The sequence below is a fragment of the Streptomyces sp. NPDC088910 genome (assembly GCF_044749865.1).
In the GTDB taxonomy this organism is placed as follows: Bacteria; Actinomycetota; Actinomycetes; order Streptomycetales; family Streptomycetaceae; genus Actinacidiphila.
In genome coordinates this window covers 382,785-400,947 of sequence record NZ_JBIVIV010000002.1, presented here as the reverse complement: position 1 = coordinate 400,947, position 18,163 = coordinate 382,785, and the positions used below count along the sequence as shown (strand labels likewise).

14 protein-coding genes are annotated in these 18,163 nt (G+C 71.1%); 6 read left to right on the top strand and 8 right to left on the bottom strand.

The features are described from left to right. The first annotated feature begins 1 nt into the window (after nucleotide 1). From ACIP4Z_RS06300 to ACIP4Z_RS06280, 5 genes are all read left to right on the top strand, one after another. On the top strand, nucleotides 2–520 hold the full coding sequence (locus ACIP4Z_RS06300) for a R3H domain-containing nucleic acid-binding protein (RefSeq protein WP_355336668.1): 519 nt from the start codon (nucleotides 2–4) through the stop codon (nucleotides 518–520). 88 nt (nucleotides 521–608) lie between these two features. Next, nucleotides 609–1,346: a 16S rRNA (guanine(527)-N(7))-methyltransferase RsmG gene (gene rsmG / locus ACIP4Z_RS06295; RefSeq protein WP_355336667.1), complete on the top strand. Its 738-nt coding sequence runs from the start codon at nucleotides 609–611 to the stop codon at nucleotides 1,344–1,346. 276 nt (nucleotides 1,347–1,622) lie between these two features. Continuing rightward, complete coding sequence (locus tag ACIP4Z_RS06290; protein WP_355336666.1) at nucleotides 1,623–2,747, top strand: ParA family protein; 1,125 nt, start codon at nucleotides 1,623–1,625, stop codon at nucleotides 2,745–2,747. Next, entirely contained in the window at nucleotides 2,744–3,844 is a 1,101-nt protein-coding gene (locus tag ACIP4Z_RS06285; protein WP_355336665.1) for a ParB/RepB/Spo0J family partition protein, read from the top strand. The genes ACIP4Z_RS06290 and ACIP4Z_RS06285 overlap by 4 nt, the downstream gene beginning before the upstream one ends. Before the next feature lie 76 nt (nucleotides 3,845–3,920). Next, nucleotides 3,921–4,538, top strand: a complete 618-nt coding sequence (locus tag ACIP4Z_RS06280; protein WP_355336664.1) for a GNAT family N-acetyltransferase — start codon at nucleotides 3,921–3,923, stop codon at nucleotides 4,536–4,538. A 150-nt stretch (nucleotides 4,539–4,688) separates the two neighbouring features. On the opposite strand, the gene trxA is transcribed toward ACIP4Z_RS06280, so the two are convergent. The 7 genes from trxA to ACIP4Z_RS06245 all read right to left on the bottom strand — a co-directional run bounded on the left by trxA (nucleotide 4,689) and on the right by ACIP4Z_RS06245 (nucleotide 15,402). Then, nucleotides 4,689–5,018 carry a thioredoxin gene (trxA, locus tag ACIP4Z_RS06275; RefSeq protein ID WP_355336663.1) on the bottom strand — a complete coding sequence of 110 codons (330 nt, stop codon included), beginning with the start codon at nucleotides 5,016–5,018 and terminating at the stop codon, nucleotides 4,689–4,691. A gap of 55 nt (nucleotides 5,019–5,073) precedes the next feature. Next, nucleotides 5,074–6,057, bottom strand: coding sequence for a thioredoxin-disulfide reductase (gene trxB / locus ACIP4Z_RS06270; RefSeq protein WP_355336662.1), 984 nt, complete (start codon nucleotides 6,055–6,057; stop codon nucleotides 5,074–5,076). 135 nt (nucleotides 6,058–6,192) lie between these two features. Beyond that, complete coding sequence (locus ACIP4Z_RS06265) at nucleotides 6,193–7,071, bottom strand: hypothetical protein (RefSeq protein WP_355336661.1); 879 nt, start codon at nucleotides 7,069–7,071, stop codon at nucleotides 6,193–6,195. Continuing rightward, on the bottom strand, nucleotides 7,068–7,739 hold the full coding sequence (gene sigM, locus ACIP4Z_RS06260; RefSeq protein ID WP_355336660.1) for an RNA polymerase sigma factor SigM: 672 nt from the start codon (nucleotides 7,737–7,739) through the stop codon (nucleotides 7,068–7,070). The genes ACIP4Z_RS06265 and sigM overlap by 4 nt, the downstream gene beginning before the upstream one ends. Nucleotides 7,740–7,825: 86 nt before the next feature. Continuing rightward, nucleotides 7,826–9,619, bottom strand: a complete 1,794-nt coding sequence (locus ACIP4Z_RS06255; RefSeq protein ID WP_401306013.1) for a protein kinase family protein — start codon at nucleotides 9,617–9,619, stop codon at nucleotides 7,826–7,828. Between the two features lie 810 nt (nucleotides 9,620–10,429). Next, nucleotides 10,430–12,976 (bottom strand): murein biosynthesis integral membrane protein MurJ, encoded by a 2,547-nt coding sequence (gene murJ, locus ACIP4Z_RS06250; RefSeq protein ID WP_401305457.1) that lies wholly within the window; start codon nucleotides 12,974–12,976, stop codon nucleotides 10,430–10,432. 68 nt (nucleotides 12,977–13,044) lie between these two features. Beyond that, nucleotides 13,045–15,402, bottom strand: coding sequence for a DUF6049 family protein (locus tag ACIP4Z_RS06245; RefSeq protein ID WP_391042023.1), 2,358 nt, complete (start codon nucleotides 15,400–15,402; stop codon nucleotides 13,045–13,047). A 307-nt stretch (nucleotides 15,403–15,709) separates the two neighbouring features. On the opposite strand from ACIP4Z_RS06245, the gene ACIP4Z_RS06240 reads away from it, so the two are divergent. Then, nucleotides 15,710–17,125: a CCA tRNA nucleotidyltransferase gene (locus ACIP4Z_RS06240; RefSeq protein ID WP_391158848.1), complete on the top strand. Its 1,416-nt coding sequence runs from the start codon at nucleotides 15,710–15,712 to the stop codon at nucleotides 17,123–17,125. 167 nt (nucleotides 17,126–17,292) lie between these two features. Here the strand turns inward: ACIP4Z_RS06240 and ACIP4Z_RS06235 are convergent, their stop codons facing one another. Continuing rightward, nucleotides 17,293–18,135: a hypothetical protein gene (locus ACIP4Z_RS06235; RefSeq protein ID WP_401305454.1), complete on the bottom strand. Its 843-nt coding sequence runs from the start codon at nucleotides 18,133–18,135 to the stop codon at nucleotides 17,293–17,295. Between the last annotated feature and the right edge of the window lie 28 nt (nucleotides 18,136–18,163).

The window sequence follows — 18,163 nt, the reverse complement described above, 5'->3', positions numbered from 1 at the left end:
CGTGAGCGACGTCAACACCACCACCGCACCCGACAACGGCTCGGCCGCGACCCTGAACCGGCTGGAGCAGGAGGGTGATATCGCCGCCGACTACCTGGAGGGTCTGCTGGACATCGCGGACCTCGACGGTGACATCGACATGGATGTCGAGGGCGAGCGCGCGTCGGTGTCGATCATCGGTGACACCGGCACCCGTGATCTGAACAAGCTGGTCGGCCGGGACGGCGAGGTGCTGGAAGCCCTCCAGGAGCTGACCCGGCTCGCGGTGCACCGGGAGACCGGTGAGCGCAGCAGGCTGATGCTGGACATCGCCGGGTTCCGGGCGCGCAAGCGGGCCGAGCTGGCGCAGCTCGGCGCGAAGGCGGCGGCGGAGGCCAAGGCCAGCGGTGAGCCGGTGAAGCTGGACCCGATGACGCCGTTCGAGCGCAAGGTCGTGCACGACGCCGTGGCCGCCGCGGGCCTGCGCAGCGAGTCCGAGGGCGAGGAGCCCCAGCGCCGGGTGGTCGTACTCCCGGTCTGACCGGACGCTGTGTGGTACTGCTCTGTCGGCCCCGTCTGTTCGCAGGCGGGGCCGAACCTTGTGAGTGACCTAGGAAAGGACAGCCCCCGTGACGGAGGCAGCAGCGGAGCTTCCCGCGCCGCCCGAGCAGGCCAGGACGGTCTTCGGTGACCGGTTCGCCGACGCCCTGCGCTATGCCGAGCTGCTCGCGGACGCCGGGGTGCGCCGCGGCCTGATCGGCCCGCGCGAGGTGCCCCGCCTGTGGGAGCGGCACCTGCTGAACTGCGCGGTGCTCTCCGAGGTCATCGACGAGGACGTGTCCGTGTGCGACGTCGGCTCGGGCGCTGGCCTGCCGGGTATCCCGCTGGCGCTGACCCGGCCCGATCTGCGGATCACGCTGCTGGAGCCGCTGCTGCGCAGGACCACCTTCCTCGAAGAGGTCGTCAAGGTGCTGGGGCTGAGCAATGTCACCGTGGTGCGCGGCCGGGCCGAGGAGATGATGGGCAAGCTGCCCCCGGTGGACGTGGTGACCGCGCGCGCCGTGGCGCCGCTGGAACGGCTCGCGGGCTGGGGCCTGCCGCTGCTGCGCCCGCACGGTGAGATGGCGGTCCTCAAGGGCGACACCGCGCTGGACGAGCTGAAGGCGGCCAGGGCCGCGCTCGACCGGCTGGGCGCGGTCGACACCTCCGTGGTCCAGGTCGGCGAGGGCATCGTGGACCCGCTCTCCACCGTCGTACGCGTCCTGGTCGGCGAGAGCCCCGGCGGGGTACGCGCCGCGACCCGGCGGGCGAAGGCCGCGCGCGCGAGCCGTAACCCGCGGGGCGGCGCTCCCCGCCGTCGCCGCTGAACCGTCGTTCCTCGAACGGTCCCGCGCCGAACCCTCCCTCTACGCCATACAAACGGCCAAACAGACATAACCCGGAGTGTCTGCGGAGTTAGCGGTCCGGCGCTGTGCATCGTGTTCCACGTGAAACGTCGCTCGCTGCTACCAGGAGTCCTCAGCCGCGGCCGAGCCGCGGCCGAGGCACACGCCAACAAGCCCTCCAAGACGCCCCAGTCGGTGGATAGATCTACGGCTTCATCCACAGGCAGCCAAGTCTCGCTGGTTCATCACCCCTCCGGCATGGCAGGCTCTTCTCATAGCGAGCCTGAAGTCGAGGAGTGTGAGTCCTTGCGGTCCGACGCCAACATCGCGGGACCGATGGCCGATCCGGTCCCCGGTCCCCGCACAGCAGAGTTTGCCGGGGGCCCGATTGCCGTGCCCCCGGGGTTCGGAGACGGTGTTTCACGTGAAACATTGCCTCCCATGGATGACACCCCGATCGGCCGCGCCGCGCAGTTGGCCGTCGAGGCACTGGGACGCGCCGGGGAAGGACTTCCCCGGCCGGCCCAGACCCGGGTGATGGTGGTCGCCAATCAGAAGGGCGGGGTCGGCAAGACCACGACCACGGTGAATCTGGCGGCGTCCCTGGCGCTGCACGGCGCCCGGGTGCTCGTGGTCGACCTGGACCCGCAGGGCAACGCCTCCACGGCGCTGGGCATCGACCACCACGCCGAGGTCCCCTCGATCTACGACGTCCTGGTGGAGAGCAAGCCCCTGTCCGACGTCGTGATGCCGGTCCCCGATGTGGAGGGCCTGTTCTGCGCGCCTGCCACCATCGACCTGGCGGGCGCCGAGATCGAACTGGTCTCCCTGGTCGCCCGCGAGAGCCGGCTCCAGCGGGCGATCGAGGCGTACGAGCAGCCGCTGGACTACGTCCTGATCGACTGCCCGCCCTCGCTCGGCCTGCTGACCGTCAACGCGTTGGTGGCCGGGGCCGAGGTCGTCATCCCGATCCAGTGCGAGTACTACGCGCTGGAAGGGCTGGGCCAGCTCCTGAAGAACGTGGAACTGGTCCGCGCGCACCTCAACCCGAAGCTGCATGTGTCGACGATCCTGCTGACCATGTACGACGGACGGACCCGCCTCGCCTCCCAGGTCGCGGAGGAGGTGCGCACGCACTTCGGCAAGGAGGTGCTGCGGACCAGCATCCCGCGGTCCGTCCGGATCTCCGAGGCGCCCAGCTACGGCCAGACCGTACTGACCTATGACCCGGGCTCCAGCGGCGCGCTGTCGTATCTGGAAGCCGCCCGGGAGATGGCCCTGCGCGGAGTCGAGGCGTCCGTCGCCGTCGAGTACGACCCGCAGGGTGACTACACCCAGCACGATGAGCAGAACCCGCACAGCATGTCGGAGGGGATCCAGTGAGTGATCGACGCAGAGGGCTCGGCCGTGGTCTCGGCGCGCTGATCCCGGCCGCGCCGCAGTCGACGGGCGGCGCCCAGGGCGCCGCACCGGTACTGACGCAGGAACGCGGCGTCGCCGCGGCCAAGGTGGCCGGACTGGTGGACCGCAGAGTCCCCGAGGCCGCGCCGCCGCCCGTGGTGGACATCCCTGTTTCACGTGAAACAGAGCCGGACCTCTCCGACGCGAAGAACCCCGTACCGGGTGCCTACTTCGCGGAGCTGGACCTGGACTTCATCACGCCGAACCCGCGCCAGCCGCGTGAGGTCTTCGACGAGGACGCCCTCAACGAACTGATCACCTCCATCAAGGAGGTCGGTCTGCTCCAGCCGGTCGTCGTGCGGGAGATCGGCAAGGACCGCTTCGAGCTGATCATGGGCGAGCGCCGCTGGCGGGCGTGCCGCGAGGCCGGCCTGGAGCGGATTCCGGCGATCGTCCGGGCGACCGACGACGAGAAGCTCCTCCTGGACGCCCTCCTGGAGAACCTGCACCGGGCCCAGCTCAACCCCCTGGAGGAGGCGGCGGCGTACGACCAGTTGCTCCGCGACTTCTCCTGCACCCACGAGCAGTTGGCGGACCGGATCGGGCGCTCCCGCTCGCAGGTCTCCAACACGCTCCGGCTGCTGAAGCTGTCCGCCCCGGTGCAGCGCCGGGTCGCGGCCGGGGTGATCTCCTTCGGCCACGCGCGGGCGCTGCTCTCGCTGGACGACCCCGAGGAGCAGGACAAGCTGGCCCACCGGATCGTCGCCGAAGGGCTGTCGGTGCGCGCGATCGAAGAGATCGTGACGCTGATGAACAGCGACCCGAAGCCCACCAGGAAGAGCGCGGCGCCCCGGGCCGGGCGTCGGGTCTCCCCGGCGCTCACCCACCTCGCCTCCCGGCTCTCCGACCGCTTCGACACCCGGGTGAAGGTCGACCTGGGGCAGAAGCGCGGAAAGATCGTCGTGGAATTCGCGTCGATAGAGGATCTGGAGCGCATCCTCGGGGCGATGGCCCCGGGCGAGGGCAATGTGCTGGAGAACCGGCTCGAAGAGGAAACCGAGGACGAAGACGGCGAGTGACGCGGGCGCACCCCGGCGTTCGCGCCGGGGTGTACGTGGGCAGTTCGGTTCACGGCAGAGATGGGGTTCAGGCCACATGGGACGTCGGCTGGCACCACTGACACTCGACAATCTCCCGGACCTCCCCAAGCCCTGCCGCAGTTGCGTCTTCTGGGAACTGGACCCGGTCAGCGGCGAAGCGGCCGTCCAGGCGGGCAAGCCCGAGCTGGAGAAGGAGGCGTGGATCTCCGCCGTTCTGCTGGAGTGGGGTTCCTGCGGACGGGTCGTCTACGTCGACGAGGTGCCCGCGGGCTTCGTGCTCTACGCGCCCGCCGCGTATGTGCCGCGCTCCCTGGCCTTCCCGACCAGCCCGGTGTCGGCGGACGCCGTCCAGCTCATGACCGCGCGCATCCTGCCCGGCTTCCAGGGGCAGGGCCTCGGCCGGGTCCTGGTGCAGACCGTCGCCAAGGACGTCATCCGGCGGGGCTTCAAGGCGATCGAGGCGTTCGGCGACGCCAAGTGGACCGCCCCCTCGTGCGTCCTGCCCGCGGACCATCTGCTCGCGGTCGGCTTCAAGACGGTCCGCCCCCACCCGCGCTATCCCCGGCTGCGGCTGGAGCTGCGCTCCACGATCTCCTGGAAGGAGGACGTCGAGATGGCCATCGACCGCCTCCTGGGCGCCGTCCAGAAGGAGCCTGCCCTCCGGCCCCTGTGAGCCGCTGTCACTCCCCACGGCCGTGCCGGGCACCCGGCCCGGACATGCGAGAGGGCCGACCCCGGATCGGGGGTCGGCCCTCTCGTGTTCCACGTGGAACAGCGTCCGCCGGTGAAGACGGCCGCCGGTGAAAGCGTCAGCCGGTGAGCGTCAGCCGATGAAGTCGGACAGGTCGCGCACGATGGCGGCCTTCGGCTTGGCGCCGACGATGGTCTTCACGACCTCGCCGCCCTTGTAGACGTTGAGCGTCGGGATGGACATCACGCCGTACTTCGCCGCGGTGACCGGGTTCTCGTCGATGTTCAGCTTGACGATGGTGATGTTCTCCGCGTGCTCCTCCGCGATGGCCTCCAGCGAGGGGGCGATCTGGCGGCACGGGCCGCACCACTCCGCCCAGAAGTCCACCAGCACGGGCTTGTCGCTGGCGAGCACCTCCTCGGCGAACGTCTCGTCGGTCACGTGCTTGGTGTTGCCGGCCACGGCGGTCTCCTCAGGTCGTGATGTGTGCGTGTCGGGGGTGAGGGATGGAAGCGGGTCAGACGGCGGCCTTGTCGGCCGACGCGTCGGCCGTCTCGGCCTTCTCGGCGTCGGCGAGGGCGGCCAGGTAGCGCTCGGCGTCCAGCGCGGCGGAACAGCCGGTGCCGGCCGCGGTGATCGCCTGACGGTAGGTGTGGTCCACGACGTCTCCCGCGGCGAAGACACCGGGGACGTTGGTCCGGGTGCTCGGCGCCTGGACGGTGAGGTAGCCCTCGCCGTCGACGTCGAGGACGCCCTTGAACAGCTCGCTGCGCGGGTCGTGGCCGATCGCGATGAACAGCCCGGTGACGGGCAGCTCCGAGGTCTCGCCGGTCTTCGTGTTGCGCAGGGTCAGACCGGAGAGCTTGCCGTCGCCGTGGATCTCGGCGACCTCGCTGTCCCAGACGAAGGAGATCTTCGGGTCGGCGAAGGCGCGGTCCTGCATCGCCTTGGACGCCCGCAGGCTGTCCCGGCGGTGCACGATCTTCACGGACTTGGCGAAGCGGGAGAGGAAGGTCGCCTCCTCCATCGCGGTGTCGCCGCCGCCGATCACGGCGATGTCCTGCTCGCGGAAGAAGAAGCCGTCACAGGTGGCACACCAGGAGACGCCGCGGCCGGAGAGCTGGTCCTCGTTGGGGAGGTTCAGCTTGCGGTGCTGCGAGCCGGTGGTGACGATGACGGTCTTGGCGCGGTGGACGGTGCCCGCCGAGTCCGTGACGGTCTTGATGTCGCCGCCGAGGTCGACCGCGACCACGTCGTCCGGGACCAGCTCGGCGCCGAAGCGCTCGGCCTGGGCGCGCATGTTGTCCATGAGGTCCGGGCCCACGATGCCGTCGCGGAAGCCGGGGAAGTTCTCCACCTCGGTGGTGTTCATCAACGCGCCGCCGGCGGTGACCGACCCCTCGAAGACCAGCGGGTTGAGGGATGCGCGCGCCGTGTAGAGCGCCGCGGTGTACCCCGCGGGCCCCGAGCCGATGATGATCACGTTACGGACGTCGCTCACGGGTGTCTTCCTCGTCTCTGCGGACAACTGCGGGGGCCCTGGCTGGACTCTCGTCCTCCCTAACGGATCCTACGGGTCCAGCATTCCCCGGACGGCGCGGCGCACGCCGTACGCCACGCCCCCCGGACGAACGGCTCAGCGCGGGTAGGTGCTCCGGAAGAGGACCGCGCCGGGACTGGTCGCCGTACAGGCGGCGCTGACCACGAACGCGTCGACCGCCGAGGCGTCACTCGGGTGCGGCAGCACCACAAGGTAGGAGTCCGTCCCGTGGAAGGACTCGCGCTCGGCGGCCAGCGCCGGGCCGGTGCGCTGGGTGGCCTTGAGCACACACGGGGGGACGGTGGGCACCGCCTTGTCCGGGCTCATGGTGGCGCCCTCGCTGCTGACGCCGGGACCGCTGAGCATCGGGGAGTCGGACTCCCCGGCCGCGTGGTTCGGCGCCGCCTCATCGAGCAGCTCCCTCACCTGGACCGCGATCGGGTCGGCGGCGGTGTCCGCCTTCTTGCTGCTGGCGGTCGCGTCGCTCTGCGAGGTGGTGTCGTCGCCGACGTGATAGATCGTGACCCCCAGGCCGACGACGACCACGGCGGAGGCGGCGACGAGCAGTCCGCGCCGCCACCGCCGACCGGTGCGGCCGGGACCGGCGGACCCGGAGGCATGTCCGTCGGGACCGGTCGATGTTCCACGTGGAACATGCGTCGGTGTCGGTGTCGGTTTCGGTGACGGCCGAGATGTTCCACGTGGAACATCGGGCGTGGTGGCGTCGAGGAGCGCTTCGGCGGCGAGCGCCGCGTCGATCCGTCCGGCGATGTCGGCGGGCATCCGCTGCGGTCCCGGCAGGGTGCCGAGCAGTCCCCTGATCTCCTCCAGGGAGTCCCGGACGTCGGCGCACAGCGAACAGCCCGCGATGTGCTCGGTGACCTCAGTGGCGCGCTCGGGGCGGAGCAGCCCCTCGGCCAGGTCGGAGATCTCGGCGACCTCGGGATGCGCGTCGTGGTCCGCTGTCGATGTCACCGCTGTTCACCTCCGCCCTGTTCCGGTCCCGTCTCTGGGACGGATGTCCCCTCCGCCCGGTTCCTTCCCCCGCCGCGATCGGCGCTATCCACGCCCTGCGCGCGCAGATGGGTGACGAGGGGAAGCAGTTTCGCCCGGCCTCTGGCGCACCGGCTCTTGACCGTACCGGTGGGCACATCGAGCACCGCGGCGGCTTCGGCGACCGAGTAGCCCTGCATGTCGACCAGGACCAGTGCGGCGCGCTGGTCGGGCGGCAGCGTGGTGAGGGCGGCTATCAGCTCGCGGTGGAGTTCCCCGCGCTCGGCCGGGACCTCGGCCGACTCGTGGGGTTCGAGCAACGCCTCGAAGTTCTCCTCGTCGGCCACCGGGGCTGTCCTGCGGGAGGCGGCCTTACGGGCCCGGTCGAGGCAGGCGTTGACCGTGATGCGGTGCAGCCAGGTGGTGACGGCCGACTGGCCGCGGAAGGTATGGGCGGCCCGGAAGGCGGACACCAGCGCGTCCTGGACGGCGTCAGCGGCTTCCTCGCGGTCCCCCAGGGTGCGCAGGGCCACCGCCCACAGCCGGTCCCGGTGGCGGCGCACCAGCTCGCCGAAGGTGTCGGGATCGCCCGCGACATGACGGGCCAGGAGATCGGCGTCGGCGACATCGCCGAGCGGGTTTGCCTCCAAGGCCGTTCTCCCCCGTCCCCTGCCCCTGTGGGTCTCGCCGTGGGTGTCCCCGCGGCCGTCGCCGCGGGGTCAGCCCGTCTCCGGGATCAGCCCGTCACGCTGATCTCGGAGATCCTGCCACGGAAGTGACCGGTCTCGGCAGGCGCCAGACGCGTCATCCACACCAGCACGTAGCGCGAGGTGAGATCGGCGCTCGGCTTGAACGTCACCGAACTGCCCGAGCCCTGGGCCACCTTGGTGAAGGCGTCGAAGGTGGTCGGCATCGCGGAGGTGCCCTTGGGCGCGGCCAGGAGCTGCGCGGTGACGTCGCCCACGAAGTCGACCTTCACCGTGCTCACGTGCTTGGCGCTGCCCAGGTCGACGATGACGCCGACACCCGGCTTGAGATTGCCCAGATCGGCGCCCAGGTAGTAGTTCGTCTCCCAGTACGTGGAGGGGTCGCCGTCGAACGCCTTGGGGAGATCCTTCGGATTCTCGCTGCCGTCGCCGAGCGGGTCGAAGTCCTTCAGCCCGGCGATCTTGATCGGGACCGGGGCCTTGCGCGTCGGGTCCTGGCTCGCCTTCTGGCCGGTCGTCGGGTGACTGGTCGGCCGGTCCTCACGCGACTTGAGGGTGTCCGCGAGCTGCCAGCTCCCCAGGCCGATCGCCACGATCACCAGTGCCGAGACCGCCCATTTCAGTGCCCGGCCGGTACGGCCGGGCAGGGCGGGCGGCGGAGCGGGGGCCGCGACCGCGGGCGGCTGCGGCGTACCCGGTGGCGCGGGCGGCTGGCGGAAGGCGGCGACCGGGTAGACCGGCGGTGCCTGCTCCGGCGGCCGGATGCGCGGGATGCCCGCGACGGCCTTGGCCAGCTCCTCGGGAGTGGTGCAGGGCGGGTCCTGCCGGGAGGCGGTCGCGCCGTCGTTGACGAGCGCGCGCATGGCCAGCTCGGACAGCCCGCGGTGGACGCCCGCGCGGACCTGGTCCGGTGCGACCAGGCCGACGCCCTTGGGCAGCCCCGCCAGACCGTGCGCGTCCTCCTCGTACGGCCAGCGCTGCGTGAGCGAGGCGTAGAGCAGCGCGCCGATCGCCTCGGTGTCCTGCCGCTGCGGACGCTCGGAGTTGAGCCCGCGCAGTGCGGCGGCGACCGCGAGGCCGCGGATGCGGTACTGCCCGGAGACCGTACGCAGCACGGCGCCGGGGTCGAGACGCAGGTGTGCCAGGCCCTCGCGGTGGGCGGCGGCCATGCCCTGGGAGACCTGGCTGACCATCTGGTACGCCTCGTGCGGCTCCATCGCGCCCGCGGCGAGCAGGTCGGCCAGCGAGGAGGCGTCGGGCAGCCACTCGTGGATGACGTACACCAGGTCGTTCTCCTCGACGGCGTCGAGGACCTGGACGAAGCGCGGGTCGCCGAGGAGCGCGGCGGACCGGGCGGCGGCCAGCACCTGGCGGGCCCGCCGGTGGTCGGCGGGCAGGATGTGGATGCCGACCGCCCTGCGCAGCTTCTCGTCGACCGCGCGCCAACTGCTGAAGCCGTCGATCCGGGTGACGCACTCGGCGAGCTGGTAGCGCCGGGCGAGCTTGTGACCGCTGTGCAGCTCGGGCTGCGCGCTGCGGACGGGCCTGGGCGCCGTGGTGGCGCTGCCGCCGCCCTTGGCGGGGCCGGCGGGCCGCCGGCCGTCGGCGGGCGCTGTGGAGGCGGCTGTGGGGCTTCCTGGGGCAGCCTCGGTCGCCGGGCGGTCCCCGTTTCCGGTCTTCTCGTCGGGGGCGAGCGTGGCGGTGCCCCCGGAGCCGGACGTCGAGGGCGCGGGGGACGGTGCGGACGGGGCCTTCACAGAGGCGACCGGCGTGCCCTTGGCGGGCGTCCCCTTGGCCGGGGTGCCCTTCGCCGACGTGCCCATCGAGGAGGTGCCCTTGGCGGGTGTCCCCTTGGCCGACGTGCCCTTGGCCGGTGTCCCCTTCGCCGGGGTGCCCTTCGCCGGGGTGCCCTTGGCGGGAGTGCCCGTCCCGACGGGCGCGGTCGCGGAAGCCGCCTTGGCGCCGTTCGTCGAAGCGGACGCCTTGGGGCTCCGGCCGTCCTTGACGGTCTGCTTGGCGGCCCTCTTGGCCGGGGCCTTGGCCGCGGTCGGTGCGGCGGCGTTGGCGGAGGAGGTGCCCGAGGAGGTGCCCGAGGGCGCGGGGGAGGTCGTGGTGGAGGCTCGGGCGGCGGTGGGGGTCTCCTCCGGTGACGGGGGCACCGCGGGCAGCACGGCGGTCGTCAGTTTCGTCGTCGCCGTCGGCGAGGACGCGGGGGCCGTCACGGGAACGGGCGCGGTCAGTTCGGCGGTCGCGGCCACCGCGGTGTCGACCACCACGGTCTCGCTGGTCGCGCTGTCGCCGTCGACCGCGGCCGACATCGAGGTTTCGGCGGTGGTCTGCGTGCCGTCCGGCCCGTCCTGGGATCGTGTGCCGGAGTCGGTGCTGCTGCTGGTCTGGTCGTCCGTCGTCGTCCCGTCGGATGTGGCGCCGTCCTGCTGGGCGGCGAGCGGGGGCTCGCCACCCTCATTGGCCACTCCGACGGCGGCCGTGCTCCGATCCGCCACCGTCGTTCCTGCCTCCCCATCCATTGCGCGATCCCACATCGAGCCGATGACAATTGTGCCCACAGTCCGGCTCTATGCACGACACACAGCGAACCGTGATGGTTGCCCGCCGCTTCGCGACGGGTTCGTTCAGCGCCCGAGCCGTCCTCGCACCATGCCGATCATGGCGGTCATCTCCTCGATCCTCATCCGCTTGGCCGCGAAGAGGAAGATTCCGAGCAGCAGGCCGCCGCCCACCACGAGTGCGGCGAGCGAGCCCACGGCGCCGCTGCCCAGCGCCCCGAGCACGGCGTAGACGGCCAGCCCCGCGATCAGCGCGGCGGGCACGCAGGCGCCGGTCAGACGGGCGTAGGTGCGTACCACCCGCTTGCCGTCCAGGTCGCCGTCGAGCCGCGAGCGCAGCCGCTTGGCGGCCACCCCGACGCCCACGGCGTACGCGAGGCCGTACGCGGCGGCCATGCCGACCACGGCCCAGCGGGCGGGCAGCACCACGAAGCAGATGGCCGCCGCCGCCGCGTTGACCGCGGCCACGATGACCGTGTTGTAGAAGGGCGTGCGCGTGTCCTCGAAGGCGTAGAACCCGCGGAGGATCACGTACTGCACGGAGAAGGGGATCAGTCCGGCGCCGAAGGCCATCAGGATGAATCCGATGTTGCGCGCGGAACCGGTGCCGGTGCTCGCGTAGAGCAGGCTGCACATCGGGACGCCCAGGGCCAGGAAGGCGAAGGCGGCGGGCACGATGGCCACCGCCGAGGTGCGCAGACCGTAGGAGATGTCGTCGCGCACCGCGGAGACGTCGTTGTCCGCCGCGGCCCGCGAGATCCGCGGCAGCACCGCGGCCATCACCGAGACGGTGATGATCGCCTGGGGCATCTGCCAGATCAGCAGCGCGTTGTTGTACGCCGTGATGCCGGTGCCCTGGTTGCCGCTCTTGTCGGCGTTGGCGCCCGCCCAGGTGGCGAGCTGGGTGACGACGATCAGGCCCGCCTGGTTCGCCAGCACGAAGAAGAACGTCCACTTGGCGAGCTTGGCGGCCTTGCCGAGGCCGTGGCCGCGCCAGTCGAAGCGCGGCCGGAACTTGAAGCCCGCGTCCCGCAGGTACGGCAGCATCGCCAGCGACTGCACGGTCAGACCGAGCAGCGTGCCGATGCCGAGCAGCCGCGCGCCCTCGGGAGTGATGGTCGTCGCGTCCATCCGGGTGGTGCTGTAGGCGCCGTACACCCAGATGAACATGCCGAAGCTGAAGATCACCACGATGTTGTTGAGGACCGGCGTCCACATCATCGCGCCGAATTTGCCGCGCGCGTTGAGCACCTGGCCCATCACCACGTGCACGCCCATGAAGAAGATGGTCGGCAGGCAGTAGCGGGCGAAGGTGATGGCGATGTCGTACGTGTCGGGGTTGTCGGCGATCTTCGCGGACATCAGCCGGATCAGCAGCGGGGCCGCGATCACGGTGACGGCCACGATGCCGCCGAGCACCACCATCACGACCGTCAGCAGCCGGTTCGCGTACGCCGTACCGCCGTCGTCGTCGTCCTTCATCGCGCGGACGAGCTGCGGGACGAAGACGGAGTTCAGACCGCCGCCGATGGTGAGGATGTAGATCATCGTCGGCAGCGTGTTGGCGACGGCGTACGAGTCGCCGAGGGTCGCCACGCCGATCGCGGCGGCGATCACCAGGGTGCGGACGAAGCCGGTGAGGCGGGACACCAGGGTGCCCGCCGCCATCAGCGCGCTGGACTTGAGGATGTTGCCCGCGCGCGTGTTGGAGGTGGCCTCCGCCGCGCGCGGCGGCCTGGCGGCCATCGGCGGCGCGGCCGGGATGATCGGGATCTGCCCGGTGGCGTCCAGCGCGGACACCGGCTCGCCGATGTACGAGGGCGTGTACGCGTACTGCACGGGCTGCTGTTGCTGGTTCGGGTACGGCAGATTCGCGTAGCCGTACCGCGGGTCGGCGTACCGCTGGTCCTGGTAGGCGGCCTGCCCGTACGCCGGATTCTCGTACGCGGGCTCGGCGTACCCCGTCTCGGCGTTGTCCGCGGGCGCGGGCGCCTGCCCGTACGCCGCCGGGTAGCCGGGCGGCTGCTGCTGGTGCTGCGGCGGATAGCCGTAGCCCTGCTGCGGCTGCTGCTGCGGGTACGCGTACCCCTGCTGGGGGTGCTGCGGCTGCTGGTACGGGGCGGGACCCGGCTGCTGGTACGGCTGCTGCTGTTGCCTGGGGTCCTGCGGCGGCGCGTACCCCTGCTGCGGCTGCGGGGCCTGCTGCTGCGGCTGCTGGGCCTGGGGTGCCTGCGGGGCCTGGGGCTGTTGCGGCTGCTGCGCAGGCGCGCCGCCGCCGCGCTGGTCGCGGAAGAGGTGATCGAACGCGTCGTACCCCGGGTCCTGCTGGCCCTGACCGCCCTGCTGCCCCTGGGGCGACCCGCCGACCAGGTCGTCCACGCCGACGTACTGGGTCGCGGAGTTGTCGCCGTACGGCATCTGGGGGTACGCCGAAGGCTGCTGCTGCGGATACTCCTGCCCGTACGGCGGCGGCGGGTGCGCGGCGCGGTCGTACAGCGCCTCGCCCACCGGGTCCTGCGCGGTGGGGTCCTGCTGCTGGTACGGGTCGTAGGCGTAGGTGTTCTGCAGATACGGGTCAGGGGGTGAGGGACGCTGCTCGGGCGATGGAGGCATCTGGCCCGCAGAGTCGCGATCACCGTCATACGGCGCGTTCATCAGTGCCCCACCTTATTGTCCGCCGGCTATCCCTCCACCTTCTCACCCGTCGGGGACAGCTCAACGCTTTCCCGACCGGTGTCCTCGGTGTCAGTGCCAGGGTCACCCGGCTGCCCCGGATCACCGTCCTCCTGCCCGCCGCCGTTGTCCCCGTCCTCACCGTCCCCGCCGTCTCCGCCGCTGTCCGCGGCTGCCTGCCGCTTCCGCTGACGGTAGATGCGAACGCCCGCGAGCACCAGAAGGAGCAGACCGGCGGCGATGATCAGCATCACCAGATCGGTGACCTTGGTGATCTTGACGTCGAACTCGACGGCGTTGCTGTTGCGGTAGAGCACGCCCTGCGCGGTGAAGAGCGCCGCGGTGACCCTGACCTTGCCGTTCGCGCTCGCCGACGTCTGGAACTTCAGGGTACGGGTGTGGCCGCCGTCGATCGCGATCGGCTGCTGCGGGTCCTTGATCTCCAGCCGGATGTCGGTGTTCGACGTGAGACGCAGCACAAGGTTGGTGATCGGCTGGTTCAGCTCGTTCTTCACCGTCACCGGAATGGTCCCGCTGCGGCCGGAGAGGGTGAGGGTGGTCTTGGGCAGGATGCGGACCGCGTTGATCAGGTCCTGGAGGTAGCCGCCGATCGAACTGCGGAACTCGGTCGCGTCGGCGGGGTCGCCGCGCCAGCCGGCCGACATGGCGCGCAGCACCGAGTTGCCGAAGGGCACCGTCACCTTGTCCTTGCGGGTGAGGATGGTGACGAAGTCGTTGAGATGGGTCTGCGTCTCGCTGAGCTGCTGGAAGGCGCCCACGGACAGCTCGTGCCTGCGCAGCGCCTTGGGGTACTTCTTCGCCGACGGCACCTTGCGGTTCGCGTCCGGGTCGGCCTTGGCCTTGGCGGCGGTGTCGAAGCCGACCGTGGCGGCCCACGGGCTCGTGCCGACCGTGCCGATCGCCTCGGCCATCGCCTGTGCCTGCGAGACCGTGGGCATGCGCTGCGGGGCGACCAGGATGGTGCGCTGCCTCTCCGGCGCCTGCATGGTGATCATCAGGGTCTGCGCGACGAAGTCCTGCACGGCGAGATCGGCGGGCTCCGCGCGCAGCATGTCGCCCTCGAACGCGGTCGACAGCGAGGCGTCGGCGACCACCGCGGTCACCCCGTGGCCGATCGGGCGGGCCGCGTTGGGCGTGTAGCTGAGCGCATCGCTCTCGCCGACGCTGTCGCTGCGGGCCACGATCCGCTTCGCGCCGCCGGTACGGGCCACCGAGACGATGGCGGGGTCGACGGCCCCGTCCACCGGCCAGGCCACGTCGGAGGTGGCCTGGACGCCGAGGACGGTGTCGAGGGTGCTCACGCCCAGTTCGGACGCGGTCTTGAGGTGGTTGAGGGTGCCGGGCACGCGCAGGCCGTTGTGCGCGACGGAGGCCAGGTCGGTGTCGGCGAACGGCAGCGCGATCACCTGGTCGCCCGCGACAGCGCTCTTGAGCGAGTTCAGCCAGGCCTTGGCGACCGCGCCGCCGGTGCCCTCGGTGGTGTGGGTGACGTCGCCGCCGGGGCCGGCGACCCGGTACGGCTTGGTCATGAAGTCGATCGAGGCGAGCAGGTCGGGGTCGATGATCCAGGTCACCGGCAGCGACTTGGCCAGGTCGACCATCACCTGGAGCCGCCCGCCGGGGGACAGCTCCTTGGCGAGGTCGTCGTCGAGGAAGATCGGGCTCTGCTGGGAGTCGGTGTCGCCGCGGGCGGCCACGTGCGGCCGGTCGGTGAGCGGCCACAGGTAGGTGATCTGCGTGGCCTTCGCGGTGGTGGTGTTGGTGTCGTACCAGGGCAGGAAGGTGCGCTTGATGCCCAGGACGTGCTCGCCGGGCTCCGCGGACGTCTCGCCGTCCAGCGCCACGCCGAGCTGGTAGACGCCCGAGGCGTCGAAGCCCAGGGACTTCACCGGGACCTTGAGGGAGAAGGGCTGGCTCTGCCCGGCCGGGATCTTCGGGAGGTCGACCGTGTGGCCGTCGATCTCCGAGCCGTCCAGGTAGCTGGTGTAACCGGTACGGTCCTGGGCGCTCTTCATCGCGCTGAGGGACGTCAGGGGGCCGTCCGGGGCGACCCTGACGCCCATCCGGGCGCCGGTGATCGTCGTCTTGCCGTTGTTGGTCACCGTGCCGGACACGGTGACGGAGCCGTCCTTGGCGGGGACGCGGGGGTCGACCTTGTTCAGCGCCACCGCGGCGGTGCGCGAGCCGCTGCCGACGGCGGCCTGCGCGCCGGGCGCCTGGAGCGTCTGGACGACCTGGAGCAGCCCGGTGAGCAGCGTGCCCGCGGCGATCAGGGCGACCGCCCGCAGCAGACGCGGCGAGCGCGCCGACGGGGGTCTTCCGGGTGCCTGTGCCGCCTCGCCCACGCGTTCGCCCGTCCCTCGTGTCGGATGTCGACGGGCGGGCGACGGTGGTCGTCGGTCCGCGCCCATCTGATGTGCGTGCTGGCATGTTAACGATCGGCGCTGTGCCAAAGTGCTGCGGAGTCCGGGGAAGAGGCCCGATGCGGCCCAGTCGAGATCTGGCCGGGGTCCGGCCGATGCCCCGCCGGGGTCCGCCGAGGTCCGGAACCGGACGGTATGCCCTCGGGACGCGCGCCATATGCGCCCGCGACGCGGTCCCGCGGGGAAACCCGGCAGCCGTGGGCTCCGCGGACCCGTACCCTTTTACGTTGTGCCGAATGCCAACAATGCCGCTCAGACCCCGCGGGCCCGCCACCAGGTCGCGCCCGTCGCCGAGGAACTCGGCCACCGATTCCGCGACGCCGGATTCCGGCTCGCCCTCGTCGGCGGCTCCGTCCGGGACACCCTGCTGGGCAGGCTCGGCAACGACCTCGACTTCACCACCGACGCCCGCCCCGAGCAGGTGCTGAAGATCCTGCGGTCGTGGGCGGACTCGGTGTGGGAGGTCGGCATCGCCTTCGGCACGGTCGGCGCGATGAAGGACAGCTTCCAGATCGAGGTGACGACGTACCGCTCCGAGGCGTACGACCGGACCTCGCGCAAGCCGGAGGTGTCCTACGGCGACACCATCGAGGACGACCTGGTCCGCCGGGACTTCACGGTGAACGCCATGGCGGTCGCGCTCCCCGAGGGCGACTTCGTCGATCCGTACGGCGGCCTGGACGATCTGGCGGCGCGGCGGCTGCGTACGCCCGGCACCCCGGAGTCGTCGTTCTCCGACGACCCGCTGCGGATGCTGCGGGCCGCCCGCTTCGCCGCGCAGCTCGACTTCGAGGTCGCGCCCGAGGTGGTCGCCGCGATGTCGGCGATGGCCGACCGGATCGGCATCGTCTCCGCCGAGCGGATCAGGGACGAGCTGAACAAGCTGATCCTGTCCGACCACCCGCGCAAGGGGCTGCGGCTGCTGGTCGACACCGGGCTGGCCGATCTCGTGCTGCCCGAGCTGTCCGCGCTGCGTCTGGAGCGCGACGAGCACTTCCGGCACAAGGACGTCTACGAGCACTCGCTGACCGTGCTGGAGCAGGCGATCGACCTGGAGACCGACGGGCCGGATCTCGTCCTGCGGCTGGCCGCGCTGCTGCACGACATCGGCAAGCCGAAGACGCGCCGCTTCGAGACCGACGGCCGGGTCTCCTTCCACCACCACGAGATGGTGGGCGCGAAGCTGACCAAGGCCCGGCTGACCCAGCTCAAGTACCCCAACGATCTGGTGAAGGACGTCTCCCGGCTGGTCGAGCTGCACCTGCGCTTCCACGGATACGGCAGCGGCGAGTGGACCGACTCGGCCGTACGCCGCTACGTCCGCGACGCGGGCCCGCAGCTCTCCCGGCTGCACAAGCTGACCCGTTCGGACTGCACGACCCGCAACAAGCGCAAGGCAGCCGCCCTGTCCCGCACCTACGACGCCCTGGAAGCGCGCATCGCCGAACTCCAGGAGCGCGAGGAGCTGGACGCGATCCGGCCCGACCTCGACGGCAACCAGATCATGTCGATCCTGGGCGTCCCCCCCGGCCCCCTGGTCGGCAAGGCGTACCAGCACATGCTGGAACTCCGGCTGGAGAACGGCCCGATGACCGAGGACGAGGCGATCGCCGCGCTCAAGACGTGGTGGTCCGAGCAGCAGTGAGAACGGCGGCGTGAAACGGCGGAGGGGCGATGTTCCACGTGGAACATCGCCCCTCCGCCGTCTCGCCGAACGCGATGTTCCACGTGGAACATCGGCGTCAGCTCAAAGGCATCGGCATGGCGCCATCAGCTCAAGGACGTCAGCTCAAGGACGTCAGCTCAAGGACGTCAGCCCACGCGCGTCAGGCAGAGCGCGTAGTCGCCGCCGCGCCCCGAGTGGTCGTACTCGGCGTCGCCGTTGGAGCAGGCGTCTCTGTAGTGCTTGCCGCCGTGCCGCTCCACGACGCGGTACGCGGCCGAGCCCGACGTGCAGTCGACGACCTTCAGGGTCGGGTCGGAGTCGGAGCCGCTCTTGCTGACGCAGTCACCGGCGGACGCCGAATTCGCGTCGTTGCCGCCCATCGCGACTCCCGCGACGATGAGGGCGAGCACCAGCAGCGGCGCCAGCATGACGTACGCGCCGCCGCGCAGGAAGATCGGCTTGCCCGGGTTCATGGGCGGTCCGAAGCCGCCGCTGGGCGCGGGCAGCTTGTTGAACTTGCCGCGCGGCCCGAGGTTGATCAGCACCGTGATCGGCGTGATGACGAACGAGGCGATGCTCCACCAGCCCTGCCACAGCGTCTTGGTGGTCATCTCCCGGTGCGTGGCTATCCCGCAGGTGCGGCAGTAGTTCGCCCGTCGCTTCAGGAAGCGCATGATGATCAGGAAGCCCTGGTGGCCGCGGACGGTGGCCTGCACGGCCGGGAAGCCCCCGCAGAAGGTGCACGCCGGGCCGCCGTCCGGCGCCGTCTGCGGCCCGGTCTGCGGGTAGCCGAACGGCTGCTGCCCCTGGCCCTGCGGCGGCCCGTACGGGTTCTGGCCCGGCTGGCCCTGCCCGTACGGATTCTGCCCGTACGGATTCTGGCCGTACGGGTTCTGTCCCTGCTGCGGAGGCGCGGGCGGAGGCGGTGCTGTCTGCTGTGCGTACGGCTGGCCGTAGGGATTGCGGCCAGGAGGTGGCGGAGTAGCCACGGTTTCCCCCATGTGTGGTGTGCGTCCC

Coding starts and splice junctions, on each gene's coding strand:
- ACIP4Z_RS06280 (WP_355336664.1), top strand. CDS start 3,921: ATGGGACGTCGGCTGGCACCACTGACACTCGACAATCTCCCGGACCTC.
- ACIP4Z_RS06255 (WP_401306013.1), bottom strand. CDS start 9,619: ATGGGCACGTCGGCGAAGGGCACCCCGGCCAAGGGGACGCCCGCCAAG.
- murJ (WP_401305457.1), bottom strand. CDS start 12,976: ATGCCTCCATCGCCCGAGCAGCGTCCCTCACCCCCTGACCCGTATCTG.
- ACIP4Z_RS06290 (WP_355336666.1), top strand. CDS start 1,623: ATGGCAGGCTCTTCTCATAGCGAGCCTGAAGTCGAGGAGTGTGAGTCC.